The sequence below is a fragment of the Nostoc sp. MG11 genome (assembly GCF_014904695.1).
Taxonomy (GTDB): domain Bacteria; phylum Cyanobacteriota; class Cyanobacteriia; order Cyanobacteriales; family Nostocaceae; genus Komarekiella.
Genome location: NZ_JACXXN010000033.1, coordinates 31,011 through 55,141, shown reverse-complemented (window position 1 = coordinate 55,141; position 24,131 = coordinate 31,011). Strand labels below are relative to the sequence as shown.

Genomic DNA, 24,131 nt, shown 5'->3' with positions numbered 1-24,131 from the left:
CTTCTGTGTTCCAAGATATATCTAGCATCTTTTCTGTTAGCATTACATTTCTTTATATCCCTATCATACTTGAGTTACGGAACTTAACATCATAACTAAATGTAAAATCTAATTGAGAAAAGCTATGACAGGACAGGAATTACGCCAAATTTTGCTTGATAAGTGGGGATATTCTTACGATGTGCAGTTGCGGCGGACACAGGGGAAAATATTTCTGCAAATAATGTGGAAATACTTAGAGCAGGCTTCTTTTCCGTTAACTGAGGCAGAGTACCAAGAGCATCTTGATAGTATCGCCAATTATCTTCACGCTTTGGGTGGGACAACACAAGTACAAACATTTATCATTGAAACACGCGATCGCCCCCGACTCGGCAAAGCTGTTAGCATTCCTCTAGATTTAGGCGAGCGTTCTTCAGAATGGATATTATGACTTGCTTTTTCTATTTTTAAATATTTGATTATACACTAAATTCAGCAGTCAAAAGCTGATAACTTCTCAGCCTACTAAATGTAGTCAAACAATACATAAATATTACTAAAACTTCCTATAAAACTCTTTTGCCCAAAGTTACATCTCTATCTGGCTGGATTAACGCAACTTCCCCATCATCTAAAACTACACCTAAGACTAAAACTTCCGAGATGAAATCAGCGATTTGACGGGGTGGTAAATTGGTAATAGCTAATATTAATCTATTGATTAAATCCTCTTGCTGATAAAGTCTGGTAATTTGGGCACTAGATTTTTTGATACCCAAATCACCAAAGTCGATCCACAATTTATAAGCTGGTATTCTAGCTTTGGGGAACTCGTCTACTTTGATGACTTTGCCAACACGAATCTCAATTTTTTCAAAGTCATCATAGCTAATTTGTGCCATTTACTTCAGAATTGACATTTTTATTTTGAATTGGATCTTATAGATGGCTAGACGCCTAAAAGGTAGGTTCTCGCATGGTAGCGACTGTTATTTACCTGTGAGCTTAACTAGCCCAACGCCACCAAAGTAAAGCCCAAGTACTGCTCCCGCCAGAAGACTTTGGGTTAGGGGGTCAGTAGAAGGTGTAAGGATAGCTCCTAAAACTACTGCTCCCATAATCACGTAGCGCCAACCAGCAAGCATTTTTTTAGAAGAGACAATTCCTAAATTACCGAGTAACAATTGGATAATGGGAATTTGAAATGCTAAGCCAGTACTGAATAACAAAAGCAGCACAAATTCAAAATATTTGTCAATCGACCATAGTTGTTCTACTACATCTGCTCCATAGCTAATGAAGAATTTCAAAGCTGCGGGGATAAGGAGTAAATAGGCAAATACTAACCCACCTGCAAACAGCACACTCGACCCCAAAACTACAGGCCCTAGCAAGCGACGTTCGCGGCGAGTCAATCCTGGGAGGACAAACTGGATAATTTGGTAAAGAATAAAGGGACTGGAAAGTACCAAACCTGTGTATGCTGCAACTTTGAAGGAGACAAAGAAATATTCTCCGGGAGCAAGCTGGAGAAATTTTACTCCTTGGGCTGGGACTTCCAATAGCTGGACAATCGGTTTGACGGCAAAAAAACAGCCGATGATACCCACTGCTACCGCAATCAGCGAATAGAAAATCCGCTGTCGCAACTCTTCTAGGTGGTCGAAAAGGGACATCTCGACTTCATCAGGTAACTCATCGAAAGGATCGGTCTCTGAGTTGCCGTATCCTTCTTGGTCGATATCGGGAGTGTCTGAAGCAGGCGTGTGCGGGGGTTGCTGTACAGTATCTACATCTTGTGAAGGCGTCATGAGTCAGCTAGTAGGCAACATTTGTTAACTATTTTATCCGGGGCAGCAGCTATCAAAATATGTTTTTGGCTGCTTGGGGATTTTTGTCCGGTTTTTTGGCGTTGCATCTGTATAAGTTAAGTAGGAAGTCATCTTTTAGCTAATGCCTACCCTACAAATAGGGTGGAACCGATAATTTGCAAATTACGTCTCTCAAGTAAGCAGTATTTAGTAAATTGATACAAAATCTTTGACATACAAAGCTCAGTTTTTAAACTCCGGTTCATCTAAGGTGGTATTTGCTATGGCGCAATCGGAAATTGTGATCTGAGGTTTTGTATGAATAGGAAAATTTACATTGGATTGATGGCATTACCTGTTTATTTATACAATGCCTGTTTAAGCTTTGCTAGTAGTGACGTGCCAATATTCAACTCTAAGGTTCCCATAACAACTGCTGTAATTGCCGTTAGCACAAATCCTCGGTTAAAAATAGTACCGTGGCAAATATCAGCTAGAGACGACCAAACAGAAGATTGTCTTCGTGCAGGCATCTGTAAAGATTGATGGGGAATGATTTTCAGTTACACGTGAATAGTACTCTTCTCTGGCTAATTTAGTGAATGCGCTTTTTGCACTTAAACTAGTACATTTTTATTTTTACATAGAATACTATATCTATCGGTAAGACTCTTATTTGATTTTGGGAAAATCTGTAAATCTAAAGTTTTAAATGCTCGATAATTAAGGAGACGGTCGTAAATGCTGTTGGGCGATCGCTTGTAGTCATCGGCCAATAGCTTAAAATCGGTGCGAAATGCGATCGCCTGTCATAACGCACATTAATACTTGCAACAAAACTTGTGTGACAGTCATAGCCCTCTGTGTGCTAATTGCCAGCAGTTGTATGATGACGGTGCTTATTTTGAGTCGTAGTTAAGATAAAGGAGTAAAAAACTCTCACTCACCACGAGCAATGACCTCAACCCTGCTGAAATTTCCTCGTCTCAATGCTCCAAACCTAAGGCAGTTGCCTAATGGTTTGACAATCATCGCGGAGCAGATGCCAGTTGAAGCCGTTAATCTGAGCTTGTGGGTTAAAGCTGGCTCGGCTGTTGAATCAGATACTATTAACGGTATGGCTCACTTTTTAGAGCACATGATTTTTAAGGGAACCGAGCGACTGACTAGCGGCGAGTTTGAACGGCGAATTGAAGAACGGGGTGCTGTTACCAATGCCGCTACTAGCCAAGATTATACTCATTACTATATAACCACTGCTCCTAAAGATTTTGCTGAACTGGCTCCACTACAAATAGACGTAGTATTTAATCCCAGTATTCCTGATGATGCCTTTGAACGTGAGCGATTAGTAGTCTTAGAAGAAATTAGACGTTCAGATGATAATCCCCGCCGCCGCACGTTTCGACGGGCAATGGAGACAGCGTTTGATTTATTACCCTATCGCCGTCCAGTATTGGGGCCAGAAGAAGTAATTACCCAACTTCAACCCCAGCAAATGCGAGATTTTCACGCTAGTTGGTATCAACCCCAATCAATTACTGCTGTGGCTGTGGGGAATTTACCTGAAGAAGAATTAATTGAAATTGTGGCTAAGGGATTTGCACAAATTAATCAGAGTCAAGAGTCAAGAATCAACAGTCAAGAGGTAAGCATTAGTCCTGAACCTGCTTTTACAGAAATTGTCCATCGAGAGTTTATTGATGAAAGTCTCCAACAAGCAAGGATAGTCATGGTTTGGAGGGTTCCAGGTTTGGCTCACCTAGATCAAACTTATGGATTGGATGTTTTGGCAGGAATTTTAGGACAAGGACGGACATCGAGATTAGTATATGATTTGCGGGAAGAACAAGGATTAGTGTCTTCCATCGCAGTGAGCAATATGAGCAATCTACTGCAAGGAACGTTTTATATTTCGGCTAAGTGTGCAGTGGAAAATTTACAAGCTGTGGAAGATGCGATCGCTCAACACATCCGCAAGTTACAAACAGAGTTAGTTACAGAATCCGAAATCGCTCGCGTCCGGCGGCGAGCCGCTAACAGGTTTATTTTTGGCAATGAAACACCAAGCGATCGCGCTGGGTTGTATGGTTACTATCAGTCTATGGTGGGAGATTTAGAACCAGCGTTTAACTACCCAGCTAATATTCACGCCCAGAACGCTCCTGAATTGTTATTTGCAGCTAACCAGTATCTTGCTCCAGATGCTTATGGTGTAGTTGTTCTCAAGCCGTTTTAGTAGTCAAAAATAAATTGATTATTGGGCAAATGACAAATGACAAATGACAAAATTATATGATGTGGACTGAAATTGACGCCCAGATTAGCCAGGTAACTGGTGAAAAATTTCAGAGTCAGCAACGGCGATCGGTTAGTGGTGGGTGTATTAACCAAGGTTATGCTGTCTCGAATGGTAAGCTAAACTACTTTGTCAAACTCAACCAAGCATCTCAAGTTGCCATGTTTGAAGCTGAGGCGCTGGGTTTGGAAGATATGTTAGCAACAGCTAGTATTCGCGTCCCAAAACCAGTTTGTTGGGGGATGGCTGATAATTCTAGCTACATCGTGTTGGAATGGTTGGAACTTGGTGGTAACAGCAATTCTAGCGAAGAGATGGGACGCAAATTGGCGGTGATGCATAAAGCTAGTAGCAGTCAAGGTTTTGGTTGGAAAATTAACAATACTATAGGTTCCACTCCCCAAATCAATACTTGGACAGCAGACTGGGCGGAATTTTATGCTAACCATCGGCTCTCGTATCAATTTCAGTTAGCAAGACGACGAGGGGGAAATTTTCCTCAACAAGAAAAGCTACTAGCAGCTATCCCAGAATTGTTAGCACACCAAGTGCAACCTTCCTTGGTACATGGCGATTTATGGGGTGGGAATGCTGGGTGTACTGTATCGGGAGAACCGATAATTTTTGATCCTGCAACTTATTTTGGCGATCGCGAAGTTGATATCGCCATGACAGAATTATTTAGTGGTTTTTCCGCCGGGTTTTACCAAGGTTATAACGAGGTGTTTCCTTTAGATGCAGATTATGAAAAGAGAAAAACACTCTACAATCTGTATCACATTTTGAATCACTTCAATTTATTTGGCGGCGGTTATGCTTCCCAAGCGAATCGGATGATTGACCAGATTTTACAGTGAATAATTGTTAGTTGTTATACCCCTGCAATTAGTCAAAATAATCAGCAGAATTAGCTGAAACAGCACTAAGCTGATATTCGGGAATTGGCTGTTTTGTAATCATAGAATAAATAACATCTGGGTCAAGGTCGGCTCCTGAATCCCATTGAATTGTTCCATATTCAAAGTTTACTTCGACTGTGGCAAAGTATTCTTTATCTTGCAAAGGCGCAAATACTCCTGTAAATTGGACAATTTTACTAATATCAATAACTCCTTTTACATCATCCTCAAAACGGATGTACAGTTGATAGTTTTGTCTCGGTTCAACTGCAATAATATCTTTAAGCATGATTTACTCCTTTATTTCTATATCGTACAACTGGCAGAGGGTGAGGAGTTTTTGTTTGAGGCGATCGCGCAGATTCTCCGGTAGAATCACAACACAATCTGGCGCGTACTGCATAACTTCGCGGCTAAACCAAAAGGTACTCGGCATTGAAAACCAAAGTATGATGAAGGGTGAATAAGTTACGAGTAGAGGTTATTAGAGGTAAATTTATATGCGGCCAGATAATCTGCTGTCGAGAATTTCCATCGATCCAAAGATATGTTTTGGTAAACCTTGTATTCGTGGACATCGTATTTGGGTATCCTTGATACTTGACTATTTAGCAGGAGGAGAAACGATAGAGGAAATTCTTGAAGCTTATCCCAGTATAGAAAGAGAAGATGTACTTGCTTGTATTGCTTATGGTGCAGAAATGGCGCGGGATGTTTTTGTAGAACTTCCTTTAACTGAAAAAAAGTAAACAAATCGGTGAATTTAAAGCTTGATGAGAATATTGATATTCGTGTTGTGAGTTTGTTGCGTTTAGCAGGACACGATGTGGCAACAGTACCAGGGCAAGGTTTGAGTTCCGCACCTGATGAAGAAGTAATTGATGTTTGTCGTTGTGAGGATAGATGCCTAGTTACTTGCGATCGCGGCTTTGGAAATCGTCTGAGATATAATCCTTCTGACTATGCAGGAATTGTTATTGTCCGTTTACCTTCCCGTCCTAATTTTACATTTTGGCAAGAAGCGGTAAAAATGCTGATTCAAGGATTAGATGCAGCAGAAGTTACTGGTAAATTATGGATTATTCACAGTGGAACAATTCAAGAATATCAACCGATTGAGCCAGATGTATGATTAAGGGCAGGCAAGATGCTTACCCCACAAAATTTAACTCTTGGTTTCGATATCGTACAACTGGCACAGGGTGAGGAGTTTTTGTTTGAGGCGATCGCGCAGACTCTCAGGTGATACAATCACGCAATCTTCCCAATACCGTGATAATTCTCGAATCAGCCAGAAATCATTGACAACTCGCCGCACTACTTGACGCACATCTCCAATGATTTCATCTTTGATATCATCTTCTTTAGGTTGATAGGCTTTCACCAAGCCACCACGAAATTGCAAGTACACTTCTAGGTAATCTAGTTCTCCGTGCCAATTCCCACTAGCAGGTATAGTTGCCATTGATTCAATCCGGTCTAAACGCAAACAGCGATTGTGCCATAGTTCCGGTAGATCAGGAATATCGTTTTCTACATCTTGAGTTTCTTCACACCAAATCAGCAAGTAAAAGCGTTTCTCAAAAAAACGAACCTCAGCATAGCGAACTGTATAGGCTAGTTCATTACCTTGAGAATTTTGATAGACAAGGTAGAAAGGTTGTTGTCTTTTAATTAAGTCTTCAATCTGAATTCGCCATATAGGAGCAGGTTGGCTCAGCTGCTTCATCAGCGATTGACGCAAGGGAGCTTCAAGATTACTACGTTCTAATAAAAGTGTAAGTATAGTTTGAGCTTCCCCTATCTGGCCTGCATCACTCAGGGCTTTGATCGCTTTTTGCAAGGCGTTAACTTGATTTGAGTCGAGCGTAAAAGGCTTTCCGACCTCTACTGATTGTTGTGCGATCGCCACTATTAAGCCCGAAATACTTGGTTCTTTACCCCAAGTGATATTGAGTTGGCGAGCGATCGCTTCTAGTTGTTCCTTAGTTCCTGGTGGAATTGACAGTGTAATCGTTTCTTTTTTTCTTGGCATCTGTAACTTGTAATTACACTATTGACACAAATGGTATTTGCAGTTATTTTATATGTATACCAAGTTAATCAGTAATTTCAATACCAAAAAAACACAATGTTACTCGCTAGGCAGATACGAAAAAAGCCAGAGCTATATCCTGGCTTGCAACCCCTGATAGGGATTCATGAAGTTATGTTAATGCCTCAGTTTAATAAACGCCGCACTCAAGGTCAGCAGCACGAGTATAGACTGGATTTTGACTGCTGATTGCAGCTAGTGAGATCAACGGCAATGACCGATGATCATTTGCTCTCCAGAATTTCCCTTGACTCCAATATTTGTTTCGATAAACCTTGTATTAGAGGTCATCGTATAAACCATGAACGAACAAACATTACTAGAAAGAATTACATTTAACCCTCAAATCTTTGGCGGTAAACCGATTATTCGAGGCCGTCGCCTAGCTGTTGAACATATTTTAGGAATGTTAGCAGTAGGAGATACTATTGAAACTTTGCTAGAAGCTTATCCCTGGTTAGAACGGGAAGATATACAAGCCTGTTTAGTCTATGCACGAAGGTTAGTTGGTCATGAACGAGTTGAACCTTTATTCATAGAGTCCCCAAGGTGAAGATACTACTAGATACTTGCATTAATGCTAGGGTGCGTAACGATTTACAAACAACTGGGTATGATGTAGTTTGGTCTGGAGATTGGCCAAAAGATCCAGGTGACGAGGAAATTTTAGCAACCGCCTATCGTGAAGGTAGGATTTTAGTCACCCTTGATAAAGATTTTGGAGAGTTAGCAATTCTGCGGGGAAATCCTCACTGTGGTATCTTGCGCTTAGTTAATCTCTCAACCAAAGAACAATCAATAGTTTGTTTGCGGGTACTTCAGCTTTACGGAAACGAATTATTCTCTGGTGCAATTGTAACTGCTGAATTAGATAGAGTCAGAATTCGCCCACCTGAAAATAGGGCTTGAAAATTCATTCAATAAAAACTCGTACTAGTGGCACAAGAAATTAAGACAGACTATGGTGATTGTTGACCACTTAGCGAGACTGAGTTTGGTATTAAATTTATATCTTTCAATATGATTAAGCGCAGTCGGCTTTTAAATGTTCCTCCCAAAACTTTGGAGGAGATTTATTTCAGTGAAATTCGCCCCCAGCTTTATGAAAACCATGCACATCGTCATCAAACTGGTGTGAGAACGGGTACAACCCTTGCAGAACACCTCGATTCGGCGTGTCAGTTCATTTTGACAGTCAGCCGAATAGCAGAAGTCCCAGAAGATAAAAGACCTTTGCTACTAGCTGCAACGGCTGTTCATGACCTCAATAAACTAGAAGGTTCCCAAGGACGCAATGTTAAAACCCTGGCTAGAAATCAGGAATTTTTACGAGAACAACTTGAAAAGGCTTGTGTACTTAGCTTTGTTGTCTCAGAAGATGATTTGGAGTTAGTCAGAAAGCTAATTGAGCGCCATTCAGGTCATAACGTCAGCGATGGAGCAAGATTTTTACCAGAAGACCCAAATATTGAACGTTGGGCGGCGATGCTTACAGCTGCGGACTTGTTTGATTTAGGAATTCCAGATGCACAACGTTTTCGGAAACTGGAAAAAGAATTAACCGTTGCTTTTGGGCGAAGATGTAACCTCTTTAGAATCCGCATCTCTGAAGACAAAGGCTATATTACAGCCCTATTGCTGGGTGCTTGCGAAGAGGTTTTGCAAAAGTATGGGTTAAATCCTTTAGCAATTTTCCCTGATGGCGAACTTTTTGAAGGGGAAGCTTTAGCAAATGTAGATTTGACAAAAGAAATAGCTGCTGTTTGGCAAACTAAAATTGACCAAGTTTTTGGTAATAATATCGAAAGACTTGTCAGAGCTACCAAGGATGGTATTAAGGTTTCTCATCAAGCTATCCAACAAAATATTGAGGAAGTATTGGAAAATGTTGAGGCTCTTTTAGAAAGGAAAAAAGCTGGTTATAAATCAGACAAGATTGCTAAAGATGTAGCTAAATGGGGTGAAGCGGCTGGTGCAGATGCACTAATAAAAGCGGCTGAACTTCAGTTATTACCTGTAAGTAATGCGGAAGAATTTGCTATATCTGAAGGTTTAAAGGCAGCTTACCTCAGTTATAGAGAAGTCGGATTAAGTCCTAAAGAAGTTTGGGATAAAATCGCCCATCATACGGGTATATCTGAACTTCAGCGTACTGCAATTGAGCCGTTTAATGGTCAATATGGGCGACCTTTATTTGCTGCTAAGGCTGCTGTTAAAGGAATTGAGGGTATTAAAGAAGCTCTACAAGAATCTTTCCAACTAAGAAAGGAAAGTACACAAATATCTGAAGAAACAGAAGTATCTGAAGAAATGATTGCAGCCGTTAGCCGAATGGTAAATTTACCTTTTGCTATTCGGTTAAATGGAGTTAATGATTTAAATGCTTATGTAGAAGCAAATCCCAGACAAAGATGCTCTTTAGGTTCTACTTCTACAGATATAGATGAGCTAATTTCAGATAATATGCCTCCTGGTACAAAGGTACAAGCTTTTTCTAATCGCTTACCGGGAGGTATTAGTGCAGAACCGAAAAGACAAGCAGATTCAATTGCAGCTTTAGCTTACCAATTAATGGCAGTTGGGGCGAACTTTCCTGCTATAAAAAAACAAGACCCGCTTTATTTGCACTTAGCATTACCTAAAGGTTCTGCTCCAGAACTATTGAGAATTTGGCGTGGACTTTTAAAACAACTTGCAGCAACAAATGCTGAAGGTGGTACTGTCACCATTGATGAATTGAAATTATATAAAGATAATCAGCTTGAATTTAAAGCTAACAAAGTAGTTGGTTTAGCATTGCCAAAGCGTCCTGATTTTGTTCATACATCTGTCATTATTCCTTTACTTTGGGGAGATGTTAATAATTCTTTAGCTTTACTAAAATCACTGAGACTTGCTTTAGAAATTTCATTGTCTTTAGATATTGGCTTTCCTTTTACCTTGAGTAGCAATCTAGAAGTTGAGTTATCTAGTAATGTTTACGGACGAATAGAGGGAATTCCTTCTGCACTGCAAACTTTATTGGGAAATGGACAATATCAACAGCGCCAAGATGCAGAAAAAATTCTTGAGAGACTGCAATGTATTAGCAACCTAGCAACATCTGTTGCAAGTATTCAGAAAGCTGATGATTGTTTGTATGATTTGGCTCGTGCTTGTGTCAGACCAATTGAACTTTATTATGTCTTGCTACGTTGGACTCTGCGGGAACAAGATGAACCAAACTTGAGTGTTATTTGGAGTCGCATTTGTGAACCGTTAAATACTTTGTTGGAGAGCTTTATGCCTGATGAAAACTTACTCTTAACTAAATATCTTAAAGAAGCTGCTCAAGTTGCAGCAGAGGGAAAAATTTGGGGAAGTTCTTTTAAACGAACTGCTCAAGCAGAACCGTTTACAGCTTTTATTGCTGCTATTCGTTCTCAAAAGCCTTATTTGGGATTAGATGTAATTTTTGCTGCTTTAATACAGCAATATCATACTCGCTTAGACCGTATCCGTGAGCATGGCGTAGGTGCAACAAAGTATGAACAGGTCAAGCGTTATTACGAGCTATTACGAAAACTATATGAGGAGGTTTATTCGGCACGTCCTGAAAAGTTTTTATCTGATCAAAAAACTTTAGAAGCTGCTTATTTATTCTTCCTTGAAGAAGCACGTAAACAACTCAAAAGTCAATCTGAAGATGATTCTGTCGAAACAACTACAACTGTTTAAATAATTAGGAGTTTTTCATCATGTCCATTTCAAAACTTTCCTCGGTACTAGCAACAAGTTATGAAAATTTCCCCAAAGGACGTTTTATTACTTTAGTTGTTTTAAGAACAACTCATTCTGAAACTATCTTTCGCACAGAAGGTTCAGGTGAACCAATGTGTAGCGAATTTGTCCAGGCTGGTTTAGAGGGTGAAAATCAAAAAACTATAATTCAACGCTTGGTAATGACTAAGCGTAAACAAGTAGCACCAGAAAGACGCTACGGACGAGAACATTTAAGAGCGCATGAGCTTTTATACACTAACCCTAAAGATGGCTCTCTTTGTTCTTTAAATACTAATGCACCTTGTGAAATGTGTGTAGATTGTTTCCTCTACGGCTTCGCTGCTGGTGGTGGCGCTCAAAAAAGCCGCATTTGGACTGAAGATGCTTTTAGTATTTTACCTGCTAGTGATGTCGTAGGCGATCGCACCATAAACGCCATCTACGAAACTGGTACAATGCGCGATGAAAAAGGTAACGCCTCAACAGCTTTAAATACCAGCGAATATATCAAACCAGGAGTTCATTTTCTGGATGTCGTCACCCTAAAAGATGTAACTGCGGATGAACTACGCTATATCATCGGTAACATTCTGTTCACAAGTCGTTATGGTGCAGTTTCCAGTCGTGTTGGACGCATGGAAAACCAAATATTAGGCGTATTTGGTAGTATTACCGAACTTCCTAGTTCTCTGGAACTTGTACAAGCTACTTATGATGTATTAGGTAAACCTTTGGAACACCCTTTGAATATTAATCAATTAATTACAGCAAGCAAACAAGTAATTGCTAATTGGAAAAATAAGAGAGGGGTTTCTGTGCAGCTATCTGAGGAAGAATTAGCAAATTTAGTGACTGATGTAGAAACTAATTGGTCAGAAGCTGAACGTGATAATTTTCTCAAGCGTTTAAGCCAATCTTATGAATCCTTTCGTCAGGTTGCACCTGATAAGAAAAAGGCTAAAGCGAAAGGCAAAAATACACTAGTTGAAGTAGAGATTTAGGTTATGTCAACAATTCCTTTTCAGCAGGCAAAACTTGTTGAATTATACTGTCTTGAACCAGTCTTTTTTGCCTCTAGGGAGTTGTCTGATACCTATTATACTGAGGGGGTAATTGGGAATTATGCTCTTACCTATGCTTTAGGTTGGGTAAATTCCCCCTATCGCCTCCAAGGTCAGGCTACAGGACGACCAACCTACAAAGAAGATTTGCAACCAATAGCACAAGCTGGTTATATCTTACCAGCTTCACCAGTAGGTAGAGTGACATTTAGATTTGAACGTTTCAATGCTCTTTCTGATTCTTACTGGTATGCAATGACTAATAACCGTGTTGCTACCGCGCGGGAAGATTTACCATTACAACGCCAAGGCAAAAAACCAAGTTCATTTAGACCAAGTAATTTTCCGCAAACCGGAAGACTGCGGATGATTGAACGCAGAAATAAATTTCAAACTTTGGTATTTGGAAATTACCAATTACCAAATTATATTCGCCTTGGTAAATTCATGAGTAAAGTCAAAGTGAATGTGCTGAATGAATTTCCTGTGACTTTACTACCAGAAAGTGAATATCAAAGTCAACATTATCTAAATGCTGCTGATTTACCACAGCAAATAGAGGCTTTAGCATTCGATTTAATTTCTATTCCTCCTGCACCCATCATTAAAAATCTTCGTTTTCGGGGTGCTGCTTGGCAAGTTGGGGAAATGGTTGTACCAGCAGGGTTACATTTTTGCGGTAGAGAAAGTAACAATGAGTAATCAAAGATTAGTTATCAGATTAGAACCGCGTAGTATTTCAGCTTGTGCATCTTTGCCAGATGAACTATCTTTTATGGGGAATGCACTTCAGCATCAAGTAGATGTATTTGAACAATCTAAGGATGCAGATATTATCCTTGATTTAGCACCAACTGGCACAGGTAAAACCAACGCAGGATTAACAGTATTAAAACATCAGCCAAATAAAAGTGCTGTTTACATTGCTCCAACTAATGCTTTGATTGAACAGCAAACAGAAGCTGCAAAAAAGTTTGTTAAGGAGGCTAATTTACCTCATGTAGTCAAATCAGCTTCTGCTAAAGATATTAAAAGCTGGTCTAACGATAAAGTAGGCAGTCGTTCAGGGGAAAAGCTGTATAATGTATTACGGAATCCGGCTACAGTTTTTCCTGATGTTGGGGCTAATACGCCCATCATTTTAGTCACAAATCCTGATATCTTTTACTATGCAACTTTCTTTGCATATAACAACTTAGATAGAGGTAATATCGCCAGTAGTTTTTACACCAAATTTTCGACAGTCATTTTTGATGAATTTCATCTCTACGATGCTAAACAGCTAGTAGGAATGCTGTTTTATCTCGCTTATTCTCAAGTTTTTCGCTTTTTTGAGAACGGACGTAAAGTAGTATTGCTGACAGCAACACCAGAACCAGCTTGTGAATTAGCATTGCAGAATTTAAAACAGGCTGGTGTTAAAATAGCAAGAATTGATGGAGAAGTAGGTAATTCTAATCTTTTACCATCACAAACAGCAGTTAATCTGGAATTAAGACCAAAACCAGATAGTAAGGAAGAGTGGTTAGCAGAGTTAGCAGCAGAAGTTATACAACGTTTTCGAGAAAGACCTGATGAAAATGGTGCTGTAATTCTTGACTCTCTTGATAATATTAATTGTCTATCAACTTTCTTAAGACAGCAAGGACTTGGTGATGACATCGGACGCATTACAGGCCCTGCGCCAAAAAAAGATAGACAAAGGGCTATGCAGTGTCAAATCATTTTGGCTACTAGCACTGTAGATGTAGGATTTAACTTTGAAAGACATCCTGAACCGAAACGGCAAAATTTAGATTGGTTGATTTTTTCAGCACGCGATCGCGCCGCATTTTGGCAGAGAATTGGTAGAGTAGGGCGTGTTTTGGGTAAATCTGAAACTAATATTGATTCAGAAGCTATTGCTTACTTACCTGCTGATGCTTGGGAAGAAGGTTTAACCTCTTTAGATACTACTGGAGGACGTACAGCGCTAAAAAACTTACTTGAAACACTTCCCTGTTTAGATAAGCCTTTTTTAAAAGCTTACTGGCGTTCAGAAGCATTTCTAGAAATTGCCCGTCCCTTGTTGGAATTGGAAGAAATGCTTGAAGGTTTAGCTGAAGAAAAATTGATTTTGGAGTTATTCAATACTCTAAAATCTATTTTTGAAGGCAACAGAACTTGGGATGATTATCGCTATAGAATGAAACTTTTACGAGGTGCTGAAACTATTGCGAAAAAAACTTCCAAAGATATCAAAAAAGATTGGAAGTATATCAAAGGTGGTCAAGCGTTTGTCAGAACCTTTATCAAGGCTAAATTCCCTGAAGATTGGGATGACTTACAAGCTGGACGTACAACTTTAGACGAATACGTAGATTTATTTAAAGAAGATGAAGATGCACTAACTGAGTTAAAAGAATTTGCTGAAGTTTTTAGTACCAGTTATGCACCGTTATTTAATTTTCGCTCTACTCTATTTGAAAGTCTTTCCATTCGTGATCCTCATGGTTTTATTCTAGATGAATCGGAGGAAACAAAACTAGATTCTTTTCACCTATTACGCTATTGTGAATTTGTCCAAAATGGTGATTATATTGAAGTCACTAGTCGCGCTACTGAAACTTATCAATTGAGTTTTGAATTACGCTACACTGATAACTGGCAGGAATTTATCAGTACAGAACTGAACAAACTAACATCTTTTAAAAATTGTCAAATTATCCGCACTGCTGGAGGGGCAATACGACCCACACCCCTAATACAAGCTTTGAGTAGGCATCTTTTACCAGGAATAATTATTTGCCCAAGAACAAATGCTGCTGTTATTTTCCAATTAAACAAGCAAGGAATTGTTTCTTATCCAATAACCATTGTTTGTAATGATATGGAGAAAGAATATAGATTTTTTTCAGGCTTGTCAGGAATTTTAACAATGGCAATGAAATTTAAACAGCTACGTCTTCCAGATGATGAAGTCTTTATTGCGGGATAAGTAATTAAATTCTCGCACCATTGGTGCGAGAATTTGTAGAACATCAATTTATAAGTATATTTCTCTCACATCCACTGTGAAACACTATCAACAACAAACCAACGCTTTCCCCAGCGATTACCTAAATAACTTGTGGGGAGAAATCCAAGCTTGTCCTTACTTTGCTATCAATAACCTCAACCGCGATTTTGTCGCCACTAAAGGATTTTCTGTAGTATTTCAACGTTCTGGATTACCGCAAGTAGAGCAACAATTCCCCTACTTCAAGCCTTACTTAGATTTAGCTCTCCAGCCGAATTGTAATGCATTTTACCTCAATCCTTTGCAGCTAAAAGAAGGCTCCCGCGTTGATCCACATATTGATCGCTCTTTGCGTTCCTACTGCAAAACTATTGAGCCGCCTGCGGTTGTCAGCGTTCTTTATGTGCGCGTACCAGCAGATATGGAGGGGGGAGAACTGGTATTGCGATCGCATAAACGTCAACTTGGACAAATTAAACCCCAATTCAATACTTTAGTTTATTTCCAAGGTGATTTAACTCATTCTGTCAACGCTGTCAAAACTCCAGGAAATCGCTTGAGTTTAGTTTGTGAACAGTATAGTTTGAGTGAAGCTGAACTCCAGGAAATTCCAGAGTTTATTGTCGAGTCAAGAGTCACTCAGTCTACAACCAAAAAGAGAAAGTATGCCTCATAGCTTAGTGTTGAATTTGCTTCCTCAATCGCTTATTCCACCACAGTTTCTCACTGGTAGACATCTGCACGCTCTATTTTTAACCCTTGTTAGCTCTGTAGATAAAGAACTAGGCGATCGCTTGCATGATTCTACCGCAGATAAAGCCTTCACCCTCTCTCCTCTACAAACCAATTCCCCCCTTTTTAAGGGGGGTAAGGGGGGATCTAAATTGCAATGGGAATATCAACAACCCATCCCCACCGGGACACCTTGTTGGTGGCGCATCTCTTTATTAGACGATAGTTTATTTGGCAAACTTACTCAACTGTGGTTAAATCTTAATCCCAGTCACCCTTGGCATCTTGGCCCGGCTGATTTATATATTACTAGCATTCAAGGCACACCCCAATCTATTCAACCTTGGGCAAATGCTAACACCTACGCTCAATTATACGAGGAAGCTAGCGAGAGCCATCGCACTATTCACTTTAACTTCTGTACACCCACCGCCTTCCGTCAAGGGCAGTATGATACTACTCTCCCTACCAGGGAATCTGTCTTTAACTCTCTGCTTTCACGATGGAACAAATACAGCGGTATCGAATTTTCACATATTGCTATTGAGTCAATTTTTCCATCTTTTATCAACATTCATACAGAAATATTAGCTGACTCCCGCAGTAAATTTATTGGCATTCTTGGAGAAGTTAGCTATCGGGTTTTAGGAGAAATTGAACCGATACAAATCAAGCAAATTAATGCCTTATCTGACTTTGCTTTGTATGCGGGAATTGGCCGTAAAACACCAATGGGTATGGGCATGGCACGCCGTCTGTATTATCCGTAACTTTAACAAAGATATACATTTATGAATGAAATCGAATATATTCCTATTGCGGTATTAAACCAATATGCCTATTGTCCGCATCGGTGCTGGCGGATGTTTTGTGCAGGCGAATTTAGCGATAATCAATACACAATTGAAGGTACAACTTTACATGATCGCGTCCATACTACAGGCGATGGACAGCGAGGAGAAACTTGGCAAATTCGGGCGATTTGGTTGAAATCTGAGCAATACAAACTAATCGGAAAATCTGACTTAATTGAAGCGGAATCTGGTGAGGTTTATCCAGTGGAATACAAACGAGGACGTAAAGGCGAATGGGATAACGATGAGTTGCAAGTCTGCGCTCAAGCTTTATGTTTGGAAGAGATGACAGGGCAAAGTATTCCTACTGGATATATCTATTATGCTCACTCTCATCAACGTCAATTAGTAGAGATTAATGCAGAGTTACGGCAAAGTGCGATCGCTACAATTCAATCTGTAACAAATATCCTCGAAACAGGGATAATACCAAAACCAGTTTACAGCAAACGCTGCCAAGGATGCAGTCTTTATTCGCAATGTTTACCCAAAGCAACTGATAAAGTCAAAAGTTATCAAGAAGTAAATTAAATCATTCCCTGACGAATCATATTCGCCAAACAAACTATTACTAGGAAAAATCAAAAATGGGAACAGTTTACATAACACAAGCCGATGCCTTTATCGGCAAAGTTGACGAACGCCTCACCGTCAAAGCTGATAAAACAACTATTTTAGATGTCCCCTTAATTAAAATAGAGGGAATTGTAGTACTAGGTCGGGCTACTGTTTCTCCCGCCGTCCTTGATGAACTTTTAAAACGCCACATTTGTTTAACTTTTCTTACACAAAATGGAAAATATTTAGGACGTTTAGAACCAGAAGTTACCAAAAATATATTTGTTCGTAAAGCCCAATGGCAAGCAATAGGAGAATCACAACCAGCGATACATTTAGTTAGAGGTTTTGTACGGGGTAAATTGAAAAATTACCGTCACGCCTTACTTCGCACTCAGCGAGAATATCCTCATCTTTCTCTGAGTAATAATATCACTCGACTCGAACACGCGATCGCACCTATAGACAAGACTAGCAGTATTGATTCCCTCAGAGGCTTAGAAGGAGCTGGTAGTGCAGCTTATTTTGGTTGTTTTAACCAGCTAATCAAAACTTCAGAATTTCAATTTGAAGCCAGACGCCGCCGTCCACCAACCGACCCTATTAATGCTCTTTTGAGTTTTGGGTATTCATTGCTACGTCACGATGTGCAAAGTGCGGTAAATATTGTTGGTTTTGATCCTTATTTAGGATACTTACACGTTGAGCGTTACGGTAGACCATCCCTAGCCTTGGACTTAATGGAAGAATTTCGCCCTTTAATAGTGGATGCTGTAGTGCTGTCACTGATTAACAAGCGATCGCTCACCTTAGCCGATTTTACCACCGAACCCCTCAGTGGTGCTGTGTCTTTAACCAAAGAAGGACTGCATGCATTTCTTCGCGCCTACGAACAAAAGAAACAATCGGATTTTAAACATCCAGTCATGGGACACAAATGCACCTACCAAGAAGCCTTTGAAATTCAAGCGAGGTTATTAGGTAAGTATCTGATGAATGAAATTGATAAATATCCGCCCTTAGTTCTCAAGTAATTTGTCATTAATTATTTGCTCCATTTACAAATTGGATAATATAGACGTTTCAATTGTTCTTAGTTCTCAAGTAATTTGTCATTAATTATTTGCTCCCCTTGCTTCCCCCCACTTCCCCATCCCTCTCTTCCATGTATATTGTTGTCAGCTACGACATTCCAGAAGACAAGCGTCGTACAAAAATCCATTCTGTTCTCAAGTCTTATGGTCAGTGGATGCAACTGAGTGTGTTTGAGTGCGATTTGACTTCTACCCAGTATGCTAAACTGCGATCGCGCTTAGCCAAATTGATTAAACCCGACACTGACAGCGTGCGTTTTTACTTTCTTTGTGGCTGTTGTCAGGGGAAAATCGAACGTATTGGCGGAGAACAGCCACGGGACGAAACAATTTTCTTTGCTGAGTCCCCTGCTGGCTAGATTCCTGTATGACAAATGCGCGGAAGGGTAGGTGTACAAATTCCATAGCCTAAAAAAATCCTTCTATCTCAATTCCAGCAAGGATTTCAGCCCACTATTAACCTATTCCTCATCCGCGCAATCCCTGAAATGCTTATAAAAATAATGTTTCAGCCTTCACATTTTTCCCGCTCTCTTCCCAAGCAACTTTTCTAATGCTATGATTGCTCTTGAATCGCGCAACCGCACCTTGAAAACTAAATATAGCTTGGCTTTGAGGCTCCAGCCGTTCCAATTAATCAAAATCCCTATTAGGGATTGAAACATATTAATAGGAGTTCAATCAAGGAAATCTGATGTTCCGTTCCAATTAATCAAAATCCCTATTAGGGATTGAAACGCCAGTGGTGTTGCAGTTGGGGCAAACAACCAAAGGTTCCAATTAATCAAAATCCCTATTAGGGATTGAAACTCTCTCTTTGTATGGGACTTGGCTAAATTTAGAGTTCCAATTAATCAAAATCCCTATTAGGGATTGAAACCATTAATGGCAGCGATCGTCCCAAATCCTAAATGTTCCAATTAATCAAAATCCCTATTAGGGATTGAAACAAGTTTGGAGACCCTTACAGAACAACAGTCTGGGTTCCAATTAATCAAAATCCCTATTAGGGATTGAAACTCATAAGTAGAACTGATACTGGTCTACACAAAACACACAAGTTCCAATTAATCAAAATCCCTATTAGGGATTGAAACCGATCATGTGAAATCATCAAACTGTCCAAGCAAAGTTCCAATTAATCAAAATCCCTATTAGGGATTGAAACTTGTATTCTTAATTCCATATTTTTGCAAAGATAGTTCCAATTAATCAAAATCCCTATTAGGGATTGAAACAGCTTCACAGACCTGACGAGTCTTACCCCAGATGGTTCCAATTAATCAAAATCCCTATTAGGGATTGAAACATGGAACCCTGATAAATGGGAAAAAGCTGTTTCTAGTCAGGTTCCAATTAATCAAAATCCCTATTAGGGATTGAAACCTCAGTTTAATTCTTCCCCCCTTAGTAGCTTTTCTCTCGTTCCAATTAATCAAAATCCCTATTAGGGATTGAAACAACCGTACCAAAAACGGGAAAAGTACTTTCATCCCCCGTTCCAATTAATCAAAATCCCTATTAGGGATTGAAACACCCACTTTGGTACTGTCACCAGTGACACTTTGGGTTCCAATTAATCAAAATCCCTATTAGGGATTGAACTGAATGCAGCATTTTTGACAACACTACTATCTAGGTTCCAATTAATCAAAATCCCTATTAGGGATTGAAACTTCAAGGTGGCAGCGTGATATTGGCGGATGGCACGGTTCCAATTAATCAAAATCCCTATTAGGGATTGAAACCTGCAATTAATTCATCCGTCCCAATGGGCTTCTCTGTTGGGTTCCAATTAATCAAAATCCCTATTAGGGATTGAAACTTACCTGTTCGCTTCCCGACTTTATGTCGTCGTCGCCGCAGTTCCAATTAATCAAAATCCCGGCGTTGCAGAATAGAAATATGAATTAGTGCGATCGCTATGAAATGTCCAAGATGTAGATCAACTCATATTCACAAAAATGGCAAACAGCGAGGTAAACAAAATTACATTTGTGTAAAATGTAGCCGTCAGTTTATTGATTTCTATGAACCGAAAGGTTACTCACAAGAAATTAAGCGCGAATGTTTAGAGATGTACGTAAATGGTTCTGGCTTTCGTACAATAGAACGGGTGAAAAAAGTGCATCATACGACTGTCATCAATTGGGTAAAAGAGCTTGGTAATACTTTACCTGATACACCCGAACAGGATGAAATACCAGAGATTACCCAAATTGATGAGTTGGAAACATTTATTGGTAAAAAAAAACAAAATTTGGTTGTGGACAGCAGTGAATAAGCACATTCCCGGTGTTATGGCTTGGATTTTGGGGAATCGCAGTTCCGACACTTTTAAGCTTTTGTGGCAGACTGTAAGCTGTTGGCATTCTTATCTTTATGTTACAGATGGTTACCCAGTTTATCCTTGTTTTATTAGCGACGAAGACCATCTTGTTAGTAAAACCTATATGACTAGGGTTGAAGGAGAAAACAGTCATTTTCGTCATTATCTTGCTCGACTACATCGTAAAACTTTCTGTTGCTCCAAGACAGAACAAATGCTGAAATTTTCTATTCGATTGCTAATACATTATCTTAAGTATGGTTCACTGCCAGTCAAGATGTGTACCACTCGTATGGTTGCAGCGCTCGCCTGATTCATATCTTGATTCAGCAACGCCAAAATCCCTATTAGGGATTGAAACTTGGATCGAATCTTTCTACGCGCTTTGGCTACCATGTTCCAATTAATCAAAATCCCTATTAGGGATTGAAACAAAAAGATTGGAGAAGATTACTGTTTTCATGATGAGTTCCAATTAATCAAAATCCCTATTAGGGATTGAAACCATCGAATAATCCGGCATCATATCTAACCCCTTTAGTTCCAATTAATCAAAATCCCTATTAGGGATTGAAACATTTGTTTGAGAAAATACACCAATCGCAAAATTAGTTCCAATTAATCAAAATCCCTATTAGGGATTGAAACAATATCTGGAATTCCATCATCATCTGTATCTGGAGTTCCAATTAATCAAAATCCCTATTAGGGATTGAAACATTTAAAAATTTCTTTAAATCAAGGATTGCTAAAGTTCCAATTAATCAAAATCCCTATTAGGGATTGAAACCCCTTGCCCTCCCAGGGCAAACGCATCTAAATTACTCTTGATCACAACGAAGGTTAAGAAACAACGAAAAAATCAGGATTTCGCGTTTGATTATTTTTTAAGCCCCAAAGCGATGTCTGCGACGGGCTGCGCCTACGCCTAAATTTTTAGCAATAAGCAAGACTTAATGACATTAGTTTTAACTCTATTGAGAATATACTTTATTTATTGACATGATGCGGCCGCCCTGCTTGTTCTCCCTTCCATACTTCTAATATATAGCACCGTTCCAATTAATCAAAATCCCTATTAGGGATTGAAACAAGCAACACGCCAGCTACGAGAAGCAATAAAAGACTGTTCCAATTAATCAAAATCCCTATTAGGGATTGAAACGTCTACTTTAACTTCATCGGCGATCTGAAACTCGAGTTCCAATTAATCAAAATCCCTATTAGGGATTGAAACACCTGCTGGTAAATCAATTGGTATAGATAGAGTAGTTCCAATTAATCAAAATCCCTATTAGGGATTGAAACGGTTTAGCTGTTGTGCTTGTTGCTCTCTTGCTTGGTTCCAATTAATCAAAATCCCTATTAGGGATTGAAACGCCTCATCCAAGCAATAGCGCCGCTCGTGATAAAGTTCCAATTAATCAAAATCCCTATTAGGGATTGAAACGTTGTAATTTTGGGCATCAAAATTATCTGAAACATGTTCCAATTAATCAAAATTCCTATTAGGGATTGAAACAGAGCCATACGAGCAGGAAGGCGAAGCTAAAGAAATGTTCCAATTAATCAAAATCCCTATTAGGGATTGAAACTTGTAACTTGGGTAGGAGGATTACCATTTGATAGAGTTCCAATTAATCAAAATCCCTATTAGGGATTGAAACAAATGGTTTTTCCTGGCATGTTGGGTTATCCAGATGTTCCAATTAATCAAAATCCCTATTAGGGATTGAAACGTGCAAAAACGATAGTAGACAGGGTAACGGGGGAGTTCCAATTAATCAAAATCCCTATTAGGGATTGAAACATCATCTACCAACCAAAACAAGGAAAAGTAAAAAAGTTCCAATTAATCAAAATCCCTATTAGGGATTGAAACCAGGAAGAAAGAAAGGGAGCGGCAGCAAGTACAACGAAGAGTTCCAATTAATCAAAATCCCTATTAGGGATTGAAACATGGCATTCGTGACCACATCATTACCAATGTTTCCACTCCAAGTTCCAATTAATCAAAATCCTATTAGGGATTAAAACAATTAACTTAAGGCTCCTATTGGGGTAGGGGCTTTACTTACTTTATCAAATTTTATCCTATGGATATTACTATTATCTACCCAAGCTACTTTCGCATATTTGAATGCAGATCTGGGCGTTGGTTTATCAAAAATCTTGAAACCTTCGTAGCAACCAGCACAATAAATCATGAAGATATTAATACACTTTATGGCGTTACTGAAGGACAAGTAGTAATTGAATTGTTCCGAATTAATGGAGGCAAGTCAGGATATTACCTAGCAAACATTCGGGATAAAAAATACTATTACTGCGTTGACCATGGTGGGGTAAAAAAAAAATTGCTTGAGTTGGGCATTGGTCGAGTAGATCCATTGGAAAACACACATGGCTAAAGTTCCAATTAATCAAAATCCGTATTAGAGATTGAAACAATCTTTGGGGCTAAAATCAGATTTATGGATGCAAGAGTGTAGGATAGGCGCGAAATATAGATGGATACCGTAATTACACCAGAAAAAATCGAGTTGCCTCCTGGCGCTGTCTTGAAACTCCTGGGAAACTGGCAAGACTACCAAAGACTGCTCTTGCAGTTGGGCGATCGCACCGTACCTCGTGTTAAATATCGGCCAGGAGAGATTTTATTAATGGCTCCTTTGCTTGAACATTGGAAAAAGACAAGTTTACTTGCACTGATAGTAATAACCTTACTTGACCATTTAAACCGCTTGTACGACTCATTTACACCCATCACCATGAGCATGAGCGAAGCCAGCAGTGTTGAACCTGACTATTGTTTTTACATTGAAAATTGGCCGCAAGTTCAAGGCAAGAACCGCATTGACTGGCAAAACGACCCTCCGCCTGATTTGGCAATTGAAGTAGATGTTACTAGTTATACAGATATAAATGATTATTTACCTTATCGAGTGCCAGAGGTTTGGCTGCTAAAAAATAACCAGTTATTAATTTATAGATTGCAAGGCGAAAATTATGTAGTTACAGAAAGTAGCTACTTTCCTAACGTTTCAAAAATTGTACAGCAGTGTCTCCAAATCGCAAATGAGCAGACAATAAGTGAGGCGATTAGGTGGTTGAGAAACTTTTTAGCAAGCTGAATAAGAGCGATCGCCTTGGAGATGAGGGTATGATGATGTAGCGTTTTTACCAGAATCCATGGCCGACACAATAGTAGCAGTCAACACCATCCCTATGTACCATAATCTGGGTTACGCTTGAGAAATGAACTACGAAACAGCTCGCAAAATCCTCATTGACCAGACGATCGCAACTGAGGAAAACCCAGATGCTCTGTTAACGCGTATGAAGCAGGGAAAACCCCCAGTACCCGGTCAGATCACCTCAATTTTGTTGGCATTAAAAGTGGTGTTTGAAGCCCTCAAAGATGCCCCCAGTCTAGACCGAGAACTGGCTTTGACCCTTTATCAGTTAGGCATTAAGCCTCAACAGCTATTTGCCGCCGGGCGCAAAGCTGGGATTGATTGGCCGCCACTGTTAAAGGAAGACTTGCTGAGAATTTCCTTGGCATCTGAAAGTATCTTTTCTGGTACGTGGCAAACCCTAGCTCCTGTGGGGTTGGGGAGGCTTTAGGAAGTATGAAAGATGAAATTTCCAAATTTT

General features: G+C 39.5%; 25 protein-coding genes, 1 pseudogene and 3 CRISPR repeat arrays. Of the genes and pseudogenes, 21 read left to right on the top strand and 5 right to left on the bottom strand.

The features are described 5' to 3' along the window. Window positions 1–124: 124 nt before the first annotated feature. Complete coding sequence (locus HCR01_RS28610; RefSeq protein ID WP_193199412.1) at window positions 125–433, top strand: DUF3067 family protein; 309 nt, start codon at window positions 125–127, stop codon at window positions 431–433. 115 nt (window positions 434–548) lie between these two features. On the opposite strand, the gene HCR01_RS28605 is transcribed toward HCR01_RS28610, so the two are convergent. Next, window positions 549–884, bottom strand: coding sequence for a tRNA-binding protein (locus HCR01_RS28605; RefSeq protein ID WP_193199411.1), 336 nt, complete (start codon window positions 882–884; stop codon window positions 549–551). A gap of 87 nt (window positions 885–971) precedes the next feature. Next, window positions 972–1,793 carry a twin-arginine translocase subunit TatC gene (gene tatC / locus HCR01_RS28600; RefSeq protein WP_193199410.1) on the bottom strand — a complete coding sequence of 274 codons (822 nt, stop codon included), beginning with the start codon at window positions 1,791–1,793 and terminating at the stop codon, window positions 972–974. A gap of 318 nt (window positions 1,794–2,111) precedes the next feature. Here tatC and HCR01_RS28595 point away from each other — a divergent pair, with 318 nt between their 5' ends. The 3 genes from HCR01_RS28595 to HCR01_RS28585 all read left to right on the top strand — a co-directional run bounded on the left by HCR01_RS28595 (window position 2,112) and on the right by HCR01_RS28585 (window position 4,949). Further along, complete coding sequence (locus HCR01_RS28595) at window positions 2,112–2,339, top strand: hypothetical protein (protein WP_193199409.1); 228 nt, start codon at window positions 2,112–2,114, stop codon at window positions 2,337–2,339. Between the two features lie 409 nt (window positions 2,340–2,748). Further along, complete coding sequence (locus HCR01_RS28590; RefSeq protein WP_193199408.1) at window positions 2,749–4,032, top strand: M16 family metallopeptidase; 1,284 nt, start codon at window positions 2,749–2,751, stop codon at window positions 4,030–4,032. 59 nt (window positions 4,033–4,091) lie between these two features. After that, window positions 4,092–4,949: a fructosamine kinase family protein gene (locus HCR01_RS28585; protein WP_193199416.1), complete on the top strand. Its 858-nt coding sequence runs from the start codon at window positions 4,092–4,094 to the stop codon at window positions 4,947–4,949. 28 nt (window positions 4,950–4,977) lie between these two features. On the opposite strand, the gene HCR01_RS28580 is transcribed toward HCR01_RS28585, so the two are convergent. Further along, window positions 4,978–5,280: a DUF2442 domain-containing protein gene (locus HCR01_RS28580; RefSeq protein ID WP_193199407.1), complete on the bottom strand. Its 303-nt coding sequence runs from the start codon at window positions 5,278–5,280 to the stop codon at window positions 4,978–4,980. A gap of 3 nt (window positions 5,281–5,283) precedes the next feature. After that, window positions 5,284–5,421: pseudogene (locus tag HCR01_RS28575) on the bottom strand (WYL domain-containing protein); the annotation flags it as partial. A gap of 70 nt (window positions 5,422–5,491) precedes the next feature. Between HCR01_RS28575 and HCR01_RS28570 the strand changes: the two are divergent. Both HCR01_RS28570 and HCR01_RS28565 read left to right on the top strand, forming a co-directional pair. Beyond that, on the top strand, window positions 5,492–5,740 hold the full coding sequence (locus HCR01_RS28570; protein ID WP_193199406.1) for a DUF433 domain-containing protein: 249 nt from the start codon (window positions 5,492–5,494) through the stop codon (window positions 5,738–5,740). 8 nt (window positions 5,741–5,748) lie between these two features. Continuing rightward, complete coding sequence (locus HCR01_RS28565; RefSeq protein ID WP_193199405.1) at window positions 5,749–6,123, top strand: DUF5615 family PIN-like protein; 375 nt, start codon at window positions 5,749–5,751, stop codon at window positions 6,121–6,123. A gap of 33 nt (window positions 6,124–6,156) precedes the next feature. On the opposite strand, the gene HCR01_RS28560 is transcribed toward HCR01_RS28565, so the two are convergent. Beyond that, window positions 6,157–7,026, bottom strand: coding sequence for a helix-turn-helix transcriptional regulator (locus HCR01_RS28560; RefSeq protein ID WP_193199404.1), 870 nt, complete (start codon window positions 7,024–7,026; stop codon window positions 6,157–6,159). Window positions 7,027–7,387: 361 nt separating this feature from the next. On the opposite strand from HCR01_RS28560, the gene HCR01_RS28555 reads away from it, so the two are divergent. The 15 genes from HCR01_RS28555 to HCR01_RS28485 all read left to right on the top strand — a co-directional run bounded on the left by HCR01_RS28555 (window position 7,388) and on the right by HCR01_RS28485 (window position 24,101). Then, complete coding sequence (locus HCR01_RS28555; RefSeq protein ID WP_193199403.1) at window positions 7,388–7,639, top strand: DUF433 domain-containing protein; 252 nt, start codon at window positions 7,388–7,390, stop codon at window positions 7,637–7,639. Continuing rightward, window positions 7,636–7,995, top strand: coding sequence for a DUF5615 family PIN-like protein (locus tag HCR01_RS28550; RefSeq protein ID WP_193199402.1), 360 nt, complete (start codon window positions 7,636–7,638; stop codon window positions 7,993–7,995). Before HCR01_RS28555 ends, HCR01_RS28550 begins: the two co-directional genes overlap by 4 nt. 111 nt (window positions 7,996–8,106) lie before the next feature. Continuing rightward, window positions 8,107–10,803 (top strand): CRISPR-associated protein Csc3, encoded by a 2,697-nt coding sequence (locus HCR01_RS28545; protein ID WP_193199401.1) that lies wholly within the window; start codon window positions 8,107–8,109, stop codon window positions 10,801–10,803. 20 nt (window positions 10,804–10,823) lie between these two features. Further along, the gene (cas7d, locus tag HCR01_RS28540) at window positions 10,824–11,849 is read left to right on the top strand and encodes a type I-D CRISPR-associated protein Cas7/Csc2 (RefSeq protein ID WP_193199400.1); all 1,026 of its coding nucleotides are present in this window, start codon (window positions 10,824–10,826) and stop codon (window positions 11,847–11,849) included. Between the two features lie 3 nt (window positions 11,850–11,852). Beyond that, on the top strand, window positions 11,853–12,611 hold the full coding sequence (cas5d, locus tag HCR01_RS28535; protein WP_193199399.1) for a type I-D CRISPR-associated protein Cas5/Csc1: 759 nt from the start codon (window positions 11,853–11,855) through the stop codon (window positions 12,609–12,611). Further along, window positions 12,604–14,886: a type I-D CRISPR-associated helicase Cas3' gene (gene cas3 / locus HCR01_RS28530; RefSeq protein WP_193199398.1), complete on the top strand. Its 2,283-nt coding sequence runs from the start codon at window positions 12,604–12,606 to the stop codon at window positions 14,884–14,886. The genes cas5d and cas3 overlap by 8 nt, the downstream gene beginning before the upstream one ends. Window positions 14,887–14,962: 76 nt before the next feature. Further along, entirely contained in the window at window positions 14,963–15,583 is a 621-nt protein-coding gene (locus tag HCR01_RS28525; RefSeq protein WP_193199397.1) for a 2OG-Fe(II) oxygenase, read from the top strand. After that, window positions 15,573–16,409 (top strand): CRISPR-associated endoribonuclease Cas6, encoded by an 837-nt coding sequence (gene cas6, locus HCR01_RS28520; RefSeq protein ID WP_193199396.1) that lies wholly within the window; start codon window positions 15,573–15,575, stop codon window positions 16,407–16,409. The genes HCR01_RS28525 and cas6 overlap by 11 nt, the downstream gene beginning before the upstream one ends. A gap of 21 nt (window positions 16,410–16,430) precedes the next feature. Further along, window positions 16,431–17,024, top strand: coding sequence for a CRISPR-associated protein Cas4 (cas4, locus tag HCR01_RS28515; protein ID WP_193199395.1), 594 nt, complete (start codon window positions 16,431–16,433; stop codon window positions 17,022–17,024). Window positions 17,025–17,080: 56 nt separating this feature from the next. Beyond that, the gene (cas1d, locus tag HCR01_RS28510; RefSeq protein ID WP_193199394.1) at window positions 17,081–18,085 is read left to right on the top strand and encodes a type I-D CRISPR-associated endonuclease Cas1d; all 1,005 of its coding nucleotides are present in this window, start codon (window positions 17,081–17,083) and stop codon (window positions 18,083–18,085) included. Between the two features lie 131 nt (window positions 18,086–18,216). Next, the gene (cas2, locus tag HCR01_RS28505) at window positions 18,217–18,504 is read left to right on the top strand and encodes a CRISPR-associated endonuclease Cas2 (RefSeq protein WP_193199393.1); all 288 of its coding nucleotides are present in this window, start codon (window positions 18,217–18,219) and stop codon (window positions 18,502–18,504) included. Window positions 18,505–18,771: 267 nt separating this feature from the next. Then, a CRISPR array of direct repeats spans window positions 18,772–19,970; the repeat unit is 37 nt; unit sequence GTTCCAATTAATCAAAATCCCTATTAGGGATTGAAAC. 99 nt (window positions 19,971–20,069) lie between these two features. Next, window positions 20,070–20,787 (top strand): IS1 family transposase gene (locus HCR01_RS28500; RefSeq protein WP_193199392.1). Its coding sequence is split into 2 segments (ribosomal slippage): window positions 20,070–20,392 and window positions 20,391–20,787, totalling 720 coding nucleotides; the frame shifts between segments, so codons are not numbered across the junction. Window positions 20,788–20,869: 82 nt separating this feature from the next. Continuing rightward, a CRISPR array of direct repeats spans window positions 20,870–21,264; the repeat unit is 37 nt; unit sequence GTTCCAATTAATCAAAATCCCTATTAGGGATTGAAAC. 264 nt (window positions 21,265–21,528) lie between these two features. Beyond that, window positions 21,529–22,433: a CRISPR direct-repeat array (repeat unit 37 nt; unit sequence GTTCCAATTAATCAAAATCCCTATTAGGGATTGAAAC). Window positions 22,434–22,570: 137 nt separating this feature from the next. Then, window positions 22,571–22,885, top strand: a complete 315-nt coding sequence (locus HCR01_RS28495) for a hypothetical protein (protein ID WP_193199391.1) — start codon at window positions 22,571–22,573, stop codon at window positions 22,883–22,885. 99 nt (window positions 22,886–22,984) lie between these two features. Continuing rightward, window positions 22,985–23,608, top strand: coding sequence for a Uma2 family endonuclease (locus HCR01_RS28490; protein ID WP_193199390.1), 624 nt, complete (start codon window positions 22,985–22,987; stop codon window positions 23,606–23,608). Between the two features lie 124 nt (window positions 23,609–23,732). Continuing rightward, window positions 23,733–24,101: a Dethiobiotin synthetase gene (locus HCR01_RS28485; RefSeq protein ID WP_193199389.1), complete on the top strand. Its 369-nt coding sequence runs from the start codon at window positions 23,733–23,735 to the stop codon at window positions 24,099–24,101. Window positions 24,102–24,131 lie beyond the last annotated feature (30 nt).